Here is a 15,635-nt window from a genome sequence, read left to right as displayed (position 1 = left end):
GCATGGCACTGTTCGACTACCAGGCTGCCAACGCGCAGGGCCGCATCGAAAAGGGTCAGTTGGATGCCGACAGCCCGCGCGGTGCTCGCCAACTGCTGCGCGGGCGCGGGCTGACCCCTATGCAGGTGAGTGCGGCGCGCAGTGCCGGCAGTGGCTGGGGCGCTCGCCGGTTGTCCGCCAGCGAGTTGGCCTGGGCTACGCGCCAGCTGGCCAGCCTGTTGGCGGCCAGCCTGCCGTTGGAAGGTGCTTTGAGTGCGGTGATCGAGCAGGCCGAGCGCCCGCATGTTGCGCAGGCACTCACTGCCGTGCGTGCGGATGTACGTGCTGGCCAGCGCCTGACCGTCGCACTCGCCGCGCGGCCGCGCGATTTCCCACCGATCTATCGGGCACTGGTGGGTGCAGGTGAAGACTCCGGTGATCTGGCACGGGTGATGGAGCGCTTGGCCGACTACATCGAAGAACGCAATGCGCTGCAGGCCAAGGTACTGACCGCCTTCATCTACCCAGCGGCGATCAGCCTGGTATCGGTGGCGATCGTGATCTTCCTGCTCAGCTACGTGGTGCCGCAGGTGGTGACCGCGTTCGTGCAGGCGCGGCAGACGCTGCCGATGCTGACCCAGGTGATGCTGGCGGCCAGTGCTTTCGTACGCAGCTGGGGCGTGTGGGTGGGGCTGGGCATCGCTGCGCTGGTGGTGACCTGGCGGTTGGCCCTGCGCAAGCCCGAGCTGCGCCTGCGTTGGGATGCGATGCTGTTGCGGCTGCCGATGGTCGGGCGCTTCGTGCTGGGTGTGAACAGCGCGCGTTTCGCCTCGACGCTGGCGATCCTGCTGGATGCCGGCGTGCCGCTGCTGCGTGCACTGGAGGCGGCGCGGCAGACCCTGGGCAATGCGCTGCTGGCGCGCTGTGCCGACGATGTGTCCGCGCGCGTGCGCGAAGGTGCTGCGCTGGGTGCTGCGTTGAAGGTACAGAAGGTGTATCCGCCGATCCTGGTGCATCTGGTGGCAAGTGGCGAGAAGACCGGTTCGCTGGCGCCGCTGCTGGATCGCGCCGCGCAGACCATCTCGCGCGAGATCGAGCGTCGCGCGATGGCACTGACTGCGTTGCTGGAGCCGACCATGATCCTGGTGATGGGCGGCGTGGTGCTGACGATCGTGTTGGCGGTGCTGATGCCGATCATGGAAATGAACCAGTTGGTGCAGTCATGCGCAACGCGCATCCCAGGTAGAGTCGACTGTTAGTCGACCAGCGCGGAGATCGAGTGCATTCAGATCGTTTCCGCGTGCGAAAAGCAGTCGACTAACAGTCGACTCTCCCCAGTCGATCCCATCGGGTCGATCCCATCAGGTCGATTCAATTCAGTCGATTCAATTCAGTCGATTCAACTCAGTTGATCGGGCGGCGTCGTTGGAATGTGGCATGGGTCGATTCTCCACACAATCCTCCAGACCTTTTTTCGATCTTCCACAGGTTTCTTAAGCGGCCTGTCATCGGCGCGGACCAGCATGGACACGTCGCCGCAGAGTGGGCTGGGAGGCCCTCGGCGGCAGCAGGCGTGTAGTGACCGTTCCTCCCTTGGCGTTTCCCTTCGCAGTAAACCCTTCAGGAGAAGATCATGAACAAGTACAAGACCCTGGCCGCGCTGGTTGCCACCGCGCTGCTCGCTACCGTTGGCGCCGCCTCCGCGCAGACCGTTACCGGCGGCGGTGCTTCGCTGCCGGCCGACCTCTACAAGGGTTCGTCCGACAGCATCCTGCCAGCGAACTTCACCTACGCCGTGACCGGTTCGGGCACCGGCAAGAAGGCCTTCCTGGAAAACAACTCGCTGCTGTTCTCGACTACCGGCACCGTGCACTTCGCCGGCAGCGATTCGGTGCTGAGCAGCACCGAGCTGAGCACCTACACCACCAACTTCAACCAGCCGACCAACGCCAACCGCTACGGCGCGCTGATCCAGGTGCCGTCGGTGGCCACGTCGGTCACCATTCCGTTCAACAAGGCCGGTTCGGCGGTGGACCTGAGCGTGGCGCAGATCTGCGGCGTGTTCTCGGGTGCGATCAGCGACTGGTCGACCATCGATGCCAACCGCAGCGGCCCGATCCAGGTGGTGTACCGCCCGGAAAGCAGCGGCACCAGCGAAATGTTCAGCCGCTTCCTGACTGCGGCCTGTGCGGCTGAGAACGCTGGCACCTCGAACCTGGTGGGTGGCAAGTTCGCCATCAAGTCGACCTTCGCCGACCTGTACAAGCGCGATGCCAACGGCAACCTGCCGGCGTTCCTGGTGGCCGCGCCGGCCACCGGTGGCACCTCGCTGTACAACGCTGTCTACGCTGCTGAAGGCCGTATCGGTTACGTTGGCCCGGACGTGATCCCGAGCGTGACCGATGCGACCAAGGTCGCCAAGGTCAAGGGCTTCTCGCCGGATCAGGTGAGTGTGCAGGCCACCCTGGACACCGTCGCTCCGCCGACCGGCACCGCTGCCGAGGACCCCGCCAACTGGGTGCCGGTGTTCGGCAACCCGTCGGTCGGCTATCCGATCGCCGGCTACACCAACCTGGTGATCGGCCAGTGCTACAAGGATTCGAGCGTCGCCACCAGCCTGCGCGGCTTCCTGGCCCGCCACTATCCGGCGACCTACACCGTCGCGTATGAGAAGTCGATCACCGACCACGGCTTCATCCCGCTGACCAAGGCCTGGCGCGATGCGATCCGCAACCGTTTCGTGCTGGCCAGCAGCACTGCCGGCCTGAACAATCCCAGCACCTGCGCCGGCATCGGTCGTCCGCTGTAATCCGCAGCACGGGTTGAATCCTGCTTGACCCGACGCCGGCCCCTGGGCCGGCGTCGCCATTTCCGCGACGGTGCGGCCGCCGCAGTGTTTCGCTGTCGGCTTCGTGTCACGTGAACCGTCTATCAGTGGCAGGGCATGCGTTGCGCGTGCCTCCCCGATCGTCGCCGCAGCCGCGGCCCACCAGGTTGATGAGGTTCCGATGTCGCACCCGCTCCCGTCCGCTGTTCGTCCGGCCGCGCCGATGCGCCGCAATCATCCGATGGCGTGGGCCATCGCGGTCGCCCTGGGCAGCATGGTGGCCCCGGCCAGCCAGGCGCAGCAGGCGTTCAGCCCGGGCTGGTTCGCCGAGCGGGGCGCGGCCCAGGGCAGCGCGGCACAGAGCGGCCGGATGCCCAACGGGGTGCCGATCCAGTTCCAGTTGCCGGCCCAGCAGCAGGATGCAGCACGGCAGAAGCTGCAGCAGTCGATCGACAACCTCGGTACGGCGGCGCAGGCGATTGCCCTGCAGCAGCGCCTGCAGGAACAGGCGCGGCAGGCGCGCCGCGAGGCTGGCTTCATCGTTGCTGATGGCCTGGGCAAGGATGGCCTGAGCGTCGACCAGAACCCGCTGACCCGCGGCTGGCTCAATGCGCGCGACGCAATCCAGTCGCAGGGCAGCGACGGGCGGGTGCAGGTTACGGTCGAGCAGACCGCGGACAAGGCGATCCTGAACTGGGAGACCTTCAATATCGGCGGCAACACCACGCTGAACTTCCTGCAGAACCCTGACTGGGCAGTCCTGAACCGCGTCAATGACCCGCAGGCGCGGCCCAGCCAGATCCTGGGCCAGCTGAAGGCCAATGGCACGGTGTTCGTGGCCAACCGCAACGGGGTGGTGTTCGGCAACAACAGCCAGGTCAATGTACGCAATCTGCTGGCGGCTGCAGCACGGATCAGCGATGCGCAGTTTCGTGACAACGGCCTGTACAGCCCCGACGCCAGCAGCAGCGCGCTCAGCGATGCATTTGGCAAGGTGATGGTGGAGCAGGGTGCCCGCATCGCGACCCATGAGCCGACCAGCGCGACGCGCGGCGGTGGCTACGTGCTGCTGGCCGGGCACAGCGTGGAGAATGCTGGCCATATCGAGGCGCGCAAGGGCCAGGTGCAGCTCGCTGCCGGTGACAGTTTCGTGATCCGGCGCGGCGTGGGTACGGCGACCAATACCAGCTCCACTACCCGCGGCAATGAAATCGCGCCGCGCTTCGTCGCTGGCAGCACGGCGGGCAGCGTGCGCAACACCGGTCTGCTGCGCGCCCGCGAGGGTGACGTGACCCTGGCCGGGCGCAACGTCGAGCAGGCCGGTGTGGCCGTGGCCAGCACCACGCTGGCGCAGCGCGGCACCGTGCATCTTCTGGCTTCGGCCAGTGATGCCGGCAGCAGCGTCACGCTTGCCGATGGAGCCACCACGGCGGTGCTGGTCGAGGACGATGGCAAGGCCACGGTGCTGGATACGCAGCGCAACAGCCTCATCAAGGAGTCGGCAGAGCAGGACGCGATCCGCGCCGGCGCGCGCTCGGCAACCTTCGACAATCTGTCCCAGCACAATGATCGCCGGGACCAGTCGCGGGTGGAGATCGTCTCGGGTGGCAACATCCATTTCAGTGCGGATTCGCTGACGGTTGCCACGGGCGGCCAGATCATCGCCGACGCAGCAGCCCGCAGCTACGCAGACGACGCGGCACGCGTGGATGTTTCCGGCGCAGTGGGCGTACAGGTGTCGATGGAAAGCAACAATGTCCAGGTCAAGGTGCAGGGCAACGAACTGCGCGATGCCCTGGACAACCGCGACAGCGGCAAGCTGACCAGCAGCGAGGTCTGGGTCGACCGCCGCAGGCTGGTCCACGTTCCGGCCGGTACCGGGGGCTATGCGGGTGAGCGCTGGTACGCGGCGGGTGGCCTGCTGGAAGTGGGCGGCTACCTTGACAACCAGGGGCACTCGATCGGCGAATGGGCCGCGCAGGGAGGCACCGTCCTGCTGGGCGGCAGGGAAGTGATCACGCATGGCGGCTCACGCATCAACCTTGCCGGTGGCAGCCTGGATGTGCAGAGCGGCGTGATCCGGCAGAGCTGGGTGCGCGGCGTCGATGGCCAGGTCTACCGCCTTGATGACGCGCCGGCGGAGATGCTCTTCGATGGCCTGTACAGCGGCCATGAAGTAAAGCAGGAGCGCTGGGGCATCACCGAGACCTTCCGTGATCCGATTGTATTCGCGGCGCAGCGTGTCGATAACGGATACACGGTCGGCCGCGATGCAGGACGCCTGATCATCTCCGCACCGACCGCGGTGCTGGATGGAAAGGTTGAGACGGCTACCTTCCAGGGCGCGCAGCAGAACCGCAGGCCGGATACCGCGCTGGAGGGTTATGCGCAGGCGCAGACGGCGGTCGCGCGCAATGCGCAGCTGTACCTGGGGCGCTACGACGGCCAGGGCCGCAGCGGTGTGTTCGGCTCGGATGTGCGCCTGGATGACAAGGCTCGGACGAAGGCCGCGTGGTCGCTGCTGGCCCCGGTCAACGAAGAGCGGCGTGGCACGGTGTGGCTGGATATCGCAGAGCTGAGTGCCCAGCAGTGGGGGCGGATCGACCTGGCGACCGCTGATCGCATCCGCATCGACGGCAGCCTTCGGCTTCAGGCAGGCGGACAGCTCAACCTGACCGGCAGCGAGGTGGAACTGGCAGGCGACATCGGCATCGCCGGCGGCCAGCTGTCGGCGGGCAACCTGCTGGATGTGCAGGGCCGGCCGACGGCGCTGCTGCACGATGGCCGCGCGCGCACCGCCATCGCCGACGGCACGCGGATCGATCTCTCCGGTGAATGGAGCAATGCGTCACTGGCGATGCCGCGCGACGCGAGCGGTGCCTGGACGGATGGCGGCCGCCTGAGCTTGAGCAATAGTCATGACGTGGCCGTGGGCGCCAAGGCAACGGTTGACGTCGAGGCCGGTGCTGCGCTGGACCTGCGCGGCAAGGCCCATATCGGCAAAGGCGGCAGCGTCAGCCTGCAGGCGAACAGCAGTACGGTGACGACCGACGGCAGTGGCCGGGTGCAACTGGGCGACGGAAGCCGGTTCAGTGGTCGAGGACAGGGCGGTGGTTCCTTCTCGCTGGGGACCGGTGGCCAGGTGCGGCTGGGCGATGCGGACCTGGCGGGCACATCGCTGCGACTGGACCCCGGCCTGTTCGGCAGTGGCTTCGCGCAGTACGACATCAATGGCCACCAAGGTGTGGAGGTGGCCGATGGCGCGCGGCTGGTCGCTACCCTGCCAGGCCTGCGCCTGACCCAGGACGCGCGGATGGCGACCGACCGGGCGTCCGCACTGGCAGCGTGGGACGCGCCGCTGTACAGCGCCGATCCGTCGAGCGGGCGCGTCAGCCAGCGCGCGGGTGCGAGCATCAGCCTGCGTTCGGAGCGCAACAGCGTGGGCGGTGACCTTCGGGTTGGCAAGGATGCACTGGTGGCGGTTGATCCAGGGCAGACGATCTCGCTGCTCGGTGCAGGCAACATCGATGTTGAAGGCACGCTGCGCGCGAAGGGCGGCCGCATCCTGATCGACGATGTGCGCCCGGAGAACGCGCTGTACGCCGGGCAGCGCACCGAACGCACCTGGCGTTTCGCCGAAGGCGCGCTGCTGGATGCCGATGCAGACGCGATTTCGCTGCCCGATTCCAGCGGCCGCCTGCGCGGGCAGGTGCGCGCAGGTGGGCGCATCGAGATTGGCGGGGCGCTGGACTGGGAGACCACCGCATTCGTCGACAACCGACCACCGGAAGCCTTCGTGGTGGTCGAACGCGGTGCGCGCCTGCAGGCGCGGGGCGCGTCGGCCGAACTGGACATCGATGGCCAGGGCCGCGTGCGCGTGGACAGCGACGGCGGGCAGATCGTGCTGCGTTCGGCCAACGCGCTGTACCTGGAGGGCGGGATGGACGCGGCCGCCGGTGGTGCCGGCGCACGCGGCGGCACGCTTGGCCTGGCCTTTGGCGGGAGCATCCATGCACGTGGCGCCAGCGACGAGGTACTGCGAGCGCGTGCGATCAGCCTCAGCCAGCACAGCGCACCGGCGCAGCCACTGCCGGCCGCATTGGAATATGGCCACGCCGCGTTGTCGGTCGAGCAGCTGCAGGCCGGCGGTTTCGACAACCTGTCCGTGTTCGGTGACATCCGCGCGGTCGGCGACGTCGACCTGCGCCTGGCCCAGAGCCTGCGCATCCACGGCCAGGGCACTTCGAGCCTGGGCATGGCCGTGGATGCCGGGCTATCGTCTGGGCTGCGACTGAGTGCGCCCTACGTTCGCCTGGCGCAGGCACGCTGGCGCCAGATGCCGGGCGAGAACCTGCAGGGCACCGCCGCGGTCGCTTCGTCCGGGCCGGAAGATCACGCGCTGGCGGTGCAGGCACAGCTGATCGACATCCGCGACGACACCTGGCTGCCGGGTTTCAAGCATGTGGCGCTGGAAAGCCGCAGTGACGTGCGCCTGACCAACGGCATTGCCAGCAGTGGCAACACCAGCGCGTTGATGACCGCTGGTTCGATGGACGTGACCGCTGCGCGCCTGTACCCCACCACAGGCGCGGTCGGCACGCTGGTGGCCGGCGCGTCGGCGCAGACCGTGCAGACCGCTGATTACTGGGCCGATCCGGATGCCGTGCTGCGCATCCACGGCACCGGTGCGGACACGAAGCCGGCGCCGGAATCGGCGCTGGGTACGCTTCGCCTGGTGGCCGCCACGGTGCAGCAGGGCGGCAACGTACAGGCGCCGATGGGCACGCTGCAGCTGGGTGGCCTTATCCAGAACGGAACCGTCGGTAGCCGGGTGGAACTGCTGCCAGGCAGCGTCACCTCGACCAGTGGCGCCGGCTTGTCGCTACCCTATGGTGGCACCGTCGATGGTGTCGACTGGCGGGTCGGTACGCGCAGCCTGGGTTCGCTGACGCCGGCCGGCATCTCCTCGATGGGGGTGACCCTGAAGGCGAATGAGATCGAGGTGGCGCCGGGGGCCCTGCTGGACATGTCCGGCGGTGGTGAGCTGACCGGTGCCGCCTTTGTGTCAGGACGCGGTGGCTCTGTCGACGTGCTGCGAACGGCGTTGGCCGACGCCAATCCGCGCTATGAATTCAGTGCGTCGGGCAACCCGGTGTATGCGATCGTGCCGGGACGCGCCGGGACATTTGCCCCCAGCGGCGAGGAAGGATTCGCCGCACCGGCCGTGGGCCAGCAGATCACCGTGCCGGCGGGCGTGCCCGGCCTGGCGGCAGGCACCTACACGCTGATGCCGGCCAGCTATGCGCTGCAGCCCGGTGCATTCCGGGTTGAGCTGGGCGCCACCGGCACCTCGGGCATCGCGCAACCCATCGCGACCGGTACCGGCACCTGGCGTGTGTCCGGGCAGCAGCGCACGGCGCTGGGCGCGGCAATCTCGCCGTTGCTCACCGACATCCTGCTGACCCCCGCCGCAGTAGTACGCCGGCACTCGGGCTACAACGAAACCTCCTACAACAGCTTCGCGCAATCGGTGGCCGACCGCCGCGGCGAGTCGCGTGGCTGGCAGACCATCGATGCGCTCGGGTTGACCCTTGCGTTGGGCGAAGGCGCAGGTCGTGCAGACACGCCTGCCATCCGCTTCGCCGGCACCGCGCGGTTCGGCGCCGCCACCGACAACGGGCGAGGCGGCACGCTGACAGCCACGTTGGCCAGCCCGGCGGTCGGTTCACTGGAGATCGTCGACGGCGGTGCGCCATCGCAGGCGCGTGATCGCGGTGCCACCTTCAGCGACGACGCGCTCAATGCCTTCCTGCCGGCGCGGATGATGATCGGCGGGCAGTTCAACCAGGAGGCCTCGCAGGTGGCGGTGACCGGCCAGGCGCGCAGCGTGGCGATCCGTTCCGGCGTCACCTTGAACGCACCGGAAGTGCTGGTGGCAGCGGCCTCCGGTGGCAGCGGCGTGCTGGTCGAGGCCGGTGCGACCCTCGATACACTGCCGTTCGCATCCGCCAACGCGAATGCCAGCGCGACCCTGCCTTACCAGGTCTCCGGCGGCCTGCTGGCGGTGTCCAACCAGCGCCTGAACCTGATCACCGGCACCACCGGGGTGGAGGCCGGTCCAGTGGCGATCGACATCGGGGGGTGCCAGACGGCGTGCGACGGCCAGACCCGGCTGGTTTCCGATGGCAGCATCGCGGTAGCGACCGATGGCGCGCTGCAGATGCGCGACTCGGCCAGCTATGGCACCCGTCAGCTCGGCCTGAGCATGGCGGCGCTGAACCTCGGCAGTGCCGAAGCGATCGCCCTGGCCGCTGCGGCAGGGGCGCTGCCCAGTGGCATGACCATGAACCAGTCCGTGCTGCAGCAACTGCTGCGCGGCAATGATGCCACCGGCGCGCCGGCGCTGGACACGCTGAGCCTGGTCGCGCGGGACTCTGTCAACGTGTTCGGCAGCGTCGACCTGGACGCGCGCGACAGTGCCACCGGCCGCAGTGGCCTGCAGACGCTCGTGCTTGGTGCGCAGGCCATCCGCGGCTACGGTGCTGCGACTGACCGGGCGCGCATCCTGGTGGACACGCTGGTCTGGGACGGCTCATTGGCGGCGAGCCAAGCGCCGGGCAGTGACGCGTCGGTGCCGCCGGCCGATCCGATGGTGGACCGGCTCGGCGCCGGGCAGCTGGACATCTTTACCCGCCAGCTGCAGCTGGGGCGGGCGCCATTCAGCCGTCCCAGTTCTGAAGTACCTGCGAACCGGCAGGTGCTCGGATTCAGTGCGCTGAACCTGAGTGCTTCGGAGCAGCTGTCGTTCTCCGCGCAGGGCACGCTGGACGTGTTCCAGCAGCGCGGCGACTATCTGGCCGACAAGGGCTGGCAGTACAGCGGAGGCAGCCTGGGTATCGATACACCGCTGTTGACGGCCGATCCCGCCGCGCGGCTGCGCGTGCGCACCGGCGGCGACTTCCGCCTGCAGGGGGGCACCGGCAAGGCGGGTGGCGATGCACTGGGCAGTGAGCTGAGCATCGACGCCAACCGGATCACGCTGGACAGCACGATCGCGCTGGCGTCCGGACGGCTGTCGGCGAACGCACGCCAGGGCATCACGCTTGGCAGCCGGGCCGCGTTGGATCTGGCCGGACGCAAGGTCTCGCTGTACGACGTGGACAAGTTCAGCTGGGGCGGCGATGTCCTGCTGTCCAGCGACACGGGTGACATCCGCGCCGATGCGGCCTCCCGCATCGATGTTTCCGCCCGCAACAACCGAGGCGGACGCCTGACGGTCACCGCAATGGCCGGCCGAGCCGATCTGGCCGGTGTTCTGCAGGGTGCCGCCACTGGTCGCTACGATGCCGGTGGCACGCTGGTGCCCTACGACGGTGGTGAACTGGTGGTGCGGGCACGCCAGCTGCAGGACTTCGCCGGCCTCAACCAGCGATTGACCGCCGGCGGCGTCGTCGGCGGTCGCAGCTTCCAGATCGGTGAGGGCGATCTGCGGATCGGCGACGAAGTGAAGGCGCGCCGGGTCGATATCAGCGTCGATGCGGGCAGCCTGACCGTGGCCGGCCGCATCGATGCCAGCGGCGAGCAGGTCGGCAGCATCCGCCTGTACGCCCGCGATCAGTTGCAGGTGGACGGCACGCTGGACGCGCACGGTACCGGCCTGCGCGTGGACAGCCATGGCAAGATCATCGACAGTCCAAACCGGGCCACCATCACGCTGGGCAGCGCCGAAGGTGCCGTCGGCCTGGGCAGCGCGGCGCAGCTGGACCTGCGTGCGGGCAGCGATGTTACCGTCGGTGGACGTCCTGGCCAGAACGATGGCACCCCGCGCGGCACGCTGAAGATCGATGTGCCGCGGCTGGGCAGCAACGACGCGGCGATTGCCGCGGCCACCGGCCTGCGCATCGATGGCGCGGCCGACATCCAGCTCAATGGTGTTCGCCGCTACGACGATGCGCCCCTGGCAGCCACCGCTGACGTGCGCGGCAACCGCGCGCAGCTGGTCACCCAGCAGTGGCTGGACCAGGTGGTCGATCCGCACAGCGTGGCCTGGATCGATGCTGCGCTGGACAACGCGGATCTGCAGCAGCGCACGCGGGCGCTGGGCGATGTCCGCCTTCGTCCCGGCGTGCAGGTGCTGGCGCGGCGCAGCGACGCCAACCCGGACGGCGACCTGACCATTGCCGGCGACATCGATCTGTCCGGCTACCGCTACGGGCCCGAAGCCAACCGCGCCGATCCATCGCGGCGTGGCTTCGGCGAATCGGCCTCGCTGGTGCTGCGGGCCGAAGGCAACATCAACGTCTACGGCAGCATCAACGATGGGTTCGCACCGCCGCCGTCCACGCCGGATGAGGGTGGCTGGCAGCTGTATGAGGGTCGCAATGGCAGCGCGGGGCAAACCCCCTTTGGCGGCGGCCTGGTGGTGCCGGTGGACGGAGTGAAGCTGCTGCCCGGCACCGAGTTCCAGGCCGGCACCCGCCTGAACTATGACGTGCCGGTCGAATCGGTAACGCTTCCGGTCGGTACCGTGCTGCCCGCGCCGATGGTGATCTCGCAGAACCTGCGCCTGCCAGCGGGCACGGTGCTGGGTGCGGCGGTGACCACCGACTCCGGGCAGACGCTGGCGGCGGGCACCGTGCTGCAGCAGCCGCTGGTGCTGGCGGCCGGTGCGCGCCTGGGGGCCGGCTTCCGCCTGCGCAGTGCCGTACAGATGGCGGCACAGGAATGGCCCGCCGGCGCGACGCTGCCGGTTGCGTTGCGCTTGGCACGGGAAGTCGAGCTCAAGGTGGGCGCGTACATCCCATCGTTGACCAAGGTGGAGTTGCCCGGCAACGGGCCGGTGAATCTGCGGCCGGCCGATGCCGGCGGCAACCAGGGGCGCAACTGGGCGCTGGCGCCGATGCTGGCCGAGGGCACCACCTCCTGGGACCTGACCGTTGTTGCCGGTGCCGATACCGGGGCAGCCGACCCACGCAGCCGGCGCTGGGGCAGTGAAGGCAGCGTGGTGCTGGCCGACACCCACCAGGGCTCGATCGGTACGGTCAAGACCGAAATCATCTGGGTGGGTGATCGTGCGTTGACTGAGCGGGCATCGCTGGACTGGATCGGCGACACCTCCTATGCAGGCCGTCCGATCGCGGAGCTGGCCGACATGTTCGGCTTCACCGAAGACGAGTTCTGCGCGATGTCGGCCGACTACTGCGGCCCGGCCCCCCGCCAGGTGGCCGCGCAGGGCTCGCTGGATTACTGGGGCGACGAGTCCTACGTAGGCACCCCTGCGAAGGACTTTGCCGCGATGTTCGGCATGACCGAAGACGAGTTCTGCAGCACGGCGCCCACCTACTGCGCCGGCGGTGGCACGCAGACCGAAGTGACCACCTACGGCAAGCGCGCGGGCACGCCGGCCTGGAGCGTGCTGCGCACCGGCAAGGGTGACCTGGAACTGCTCGCTGCCGGTGATGTCGTGATGAAGTCCGGCTTCGGTGTGTACACGGCGGGCACTCCCACCACGCTGGGCGAGGGCCGCGACGCTGCCTTCAATTCGCCCCGTGCAGCAGCCCCCAGGAACACCGCACTGCTGGGGCCGAACCTGGTGCCGGGCAGCTATGATGCTGCGTTGGCCGGCTACCGGGCCTGGTATCCCGATCATGGTGGCAACCTGCGCGTCGAAGCCGGGCGCGATATCGTCGGTGACGTCTGGACCGCGCGCGCAGAGTCGGGCACCAGCGAGCGCGACTGGGCGCTGTACTCCAGTGCCGCGGTCGGCAATTGGCTGTGGCGGCAGGGAACCGGCAGCACCACCGGCGTGGAGCCGGTGCCGACCAGCTGGTGGGTGAACTTTGGCGCCTACACCAACGTGTCCGCTGCTGCTGGCGCCTCTCCGCGGATGGTCGGCTTCACCGGTTTCGGCACATTGGGCGGCGGCAACCTGACGCTGGAGGCCGGGCGTGACGCCGGCGTGCGCGATGCGATAGGTGACGCGCTGGATTCGACGATCGCACCGCGCTCGGGAGCGATCATCGCGGCGGTGGGATCGACCGGCCGGGTCAGCGATGGCCAGCTGCACCTGACCGGCGGCGGCGACCTGCAACTGCGTATCGGTGGCGCACTGAATCCGAATCTGCGGGCGACGTTCTCCAGCCTCAATGCCTCCAGGGCGGGACAGAATCTCGACCTCAACGGTACCTTCAGCAATCTGCGTGGCAGCCTGCAGCTGGATGCGGGACGCATCGGTGCAATGGGCGTCACCCTGGAAAGCTACGCGACGCTGGGCCAGCTGCGTGCGGCCGATCTGTTCGCCGCCGACGCCGCTCGCCCGATGGGCGGGCCGGTGCTGGTGCTGGGCGATGCGGTCGCGCAGCTGCAGGCGCGGGGCGATGTGGTGCTCGGCGGCGTCGCCGATGCCGGCCGGGTTCCGCTGGCCAACTACAGCGCGGTGCTGCTGGATGATGGCGCGCGCGCTGCAGGCAGTACGTGGTTCTCGCTGTGGACCGCCAACACGGCCGTGGATCTGTTCAGTGCCGGTGGTGACCTCGCGCCAGGCCTCGCCGGGCCGGAAAACGTGACGGGCAGCAATCTGTGGCGCGAGCAGGTCCAGCTTGTTGTGCGTGGTGGTGATGATCTGCTGAATTACTGGCTCTATCCTTCGCGCTTCAGCGCGATTGCTGCGCAGGGTGACATCAAGCTGGACCGGATCAGCACCACGCCGGGGACGCAGGATGTGATCCTGCTGGCACCCTCGGCGACAGGACGGTTGGACGTCCTGGCCGGTGGCGGCATCTTCGCCCAGCCTGGCGCGACCCAGATCGCGCGCTCGGCCAGTGACGCGCGCCTGCCGGGACCCTTCGACCCGGCATTCATGGCCGAGCAGGGGGATTCCGCAGGCAATGTGGCCCGCACGCGGCACAACCTGTCGGTCGACGGCAACATTGCATCGCCGGACGCGTCGCTTCCGCTGTTTGCGTTCGGTCCGAATACTCCGCTGTCCTCCGTGTCTGCGGCCCTGGCGCCGAGCCGTTTCTACGCGGTGCAGGGCGACATTATCGGCCTGGCCACCGGCGCCCGGCGCACGCTGAATCCCAACGCGGGGCAGCGCACGCAGTTGAACTGGTTCGAGGCCGCCGGCGCCGTGCAACTGCGGGCAGGCCGGGACATCCTCGGGGTGTCGATGACCGCGTTGAACACCGCGCCCACCGACATCACGGTGGCGGCGGCAGGCCGCGACATCGTGCATCTGAACGCGACCATCGCTGGCCCCGGCAACACCGAGATCAGTGCCGGCCGCCAGCTGCGCCAGGAGGATGCGGGCAGCATCGTCAGCCTCGGTGGCATCGTGCAGGGCGACACCCGTCCCGGCGCCAGCATCGCGCTGACGGCCGGCAACCAGCAGATCGACTTCGCGGCCCTGCGTGCCCGTTATCTGGACCCGGTCAACCTTGCCGATCCCGCGCAATCGCTTGCATCGCAGCCGGGCAAGGCAGTCAAGGTCTACAACCAGGAGCTGAAGCAGTGGCTGCAGCAGCGCTTCGGCGTGGCTGCCGACGGCGACGGGGCGCTGGCCGCGTTCGATGCGCTGCCGCAGGAACAGCAGCGCATCTTCCTGCGCCAGGTCTATTACGCCGAGCTGCGCGAAGGTGGACGGGAATATACCGATGCAGAAGGGCCCCGCTTCGGCTCCTACCTGCGCGGGCGCGAAGCCATCGCCACGCTGATGCCAGACAGGAATGCGGCCGGTGCGACGATCGACCGTACCGGCGACATCGTGATGTACGGTGGCTCCGGCGTGCGTACCGAGGCGGGCGGCAACATCGAGCTGATGGCACCGGGTGGGCAGATCGTGATCGGTGTTCAGGGCGTGGTGCCACCTGCCAGCGCCGGCCTTGTCACCCAGGGGCAGGGCGATATCCGCCTGTTCAGCCAGGACAGCGTGCTGCTGGGCCTGTCGCGGGTGATGACCACGTTCGGCGGCGACATCCTGGCGTGGTCGGAGCAGGGTGACATCAATGCCGGTCGCGGTTCGCAGACGACGCTGCTGTACACGCCACCGCGTCGCGTCTATGACGGCTGGGGCAATGTGATCCTGTCGCCGCAGGCTCCCGCCAGTGGCGCCGGCATCGCGACCTTTAACCCCATCGCCGAAGTACGACCGGGCGACGTCGACCTGATCGCACCGCTGGGCACCATCGACGCGGGCGAGGCCGGTATCCGCGTCTCGGGCAACATCAACCTGGCGGCGCTGCAGGTGCTCAATGCCGCCAACATCCAGGTACAGGGCGAGAGCAAGGGCCTGCCGGTGCTGGCATCGGTGAACGTCAATGCGCTGGCCTCGGCCAGTGCGGCAGCCAACAGCGCCAGCCAGGCGGCACAGGATGTGATGCGCAAGAGCCAGGACGAGGCACGGCGCAACCAGCCGTCGGTGATCAGCGTGCAGATCCTCGGCTTCGGCAGTGGCACCAGCACCATCAATCCGCCGGCGCGTGGCAACACTGCCAACAGCGGCTATGACGCCAACAGTGCCTTCCAGTTCCCGCAGGCAAGTCGCGACGAGGGCACGCAGCGCCGGTAGGTGCCGTCCTTGGTCGGCACACGTTGCTGCCCACCAAGGTCGGCAGTAGATCCACGCCATGCGTGGATGCGACCGGGCCGAAAGAACGAACAGCATCGGGCCAGCCGCCACGGAACGGCAGCGGCCCCAGCCAGGACGGCACCGAAGGCAGGGAGCGGCCATCAGCGGTGAGGACCACCGACACGGCGCCGCCGGGTGCAGGAGAGCACCCGGCGGCAGGCTCGGCAGTAGATCCGCGCCATGCGTGGATGGCTGGGCCAGCCT

Annotated in this window: 3 protein-coding genes; all 3 read left to right on the top strand. The window is 68.4% G+C overall.

Annotated elements, in window-relative coordinates; translation table 11 throughout:
• The first annotated feature begins 2 nt into the window (after nt 1-2).
• The 3 genes from gspF to AC5P60_RS05605 all read left to right on the top strand — a co-directional run bounded on the left by gspF (nt 3) and on the right by AC5P60_RS05605 (nt 15,371).
• The gene (gene gspF / locus AC5P60_RS05615) at nt 3-1,238 is read left to right on the top strand and encodes a type II secretion system inner membrane protein GspF (RefSeq protein WP_495201705.1); all 1,236 of its coding nucleotides are present in this window, start codon (nt 3-5) and stop codon (nt 1,236-1,238) included.
• A 374-nt stretch (nt 1,239-1,612) separates the two neighbouring features.
• Nucleotides 1,613-2,788, top strand: a complete 1,176-nt coding sequence (locus AC5P60_RS05610; RefSeq protein WP_483693209.1) for a substrate-binding domain-containing protein — start codon at nt 1,613-1,615, stop codon at nt 2,786-2,788.
• 199 nt (nt 2,789-2,987) lie between these two features.
• On the top strand, nt 2,988-15,371 hold the full coding sequence (locus AC5P60_RS05605; RefSeq protein ID WP_495201704.1) for a filamentous hemagglutinin family protein: 12,384 nt from the start codon (nt 2,988-2,990) through the stop codon (nt 15,369-15,371).
• Nucleotides 15,372-15,635: the final 264 nt, after the last annotated feature.

The sequence above is a fragment of the Stenotrophomonas sp. YJH_SMC_120 genome (assembly GCF_059368675.1).
Note: the sequence above shows the minus strand (reverse complement) of the source record. Positions and strands in the feature narration are given on the sequence as shown.

Bases quoted from the DNA above. Each gene is read 5' to 3' on its own strand.
- gspF (WP_495201705.1), top strand. From the start codon at position 3: ATGGCACTGTTCGACTACCAGGCTGCCAACGCGCAGGGCCGCATCGAA.
- AC5P60_RS05610 (WP_483693209.1), top strand. From the start codon at position 1,613: ATGAACAAGTACAAGACCCTGGCCGCGCTGGTTGCCACCGCGCTGCTC.
- AC5P60_RS05605 (WP_495201704.1), top strand. From the start codon at position 2,988: ATGTCGCACCCGCTCCCGTCCGCTGTTCGTCCGGCCGCGCCGATGCGC.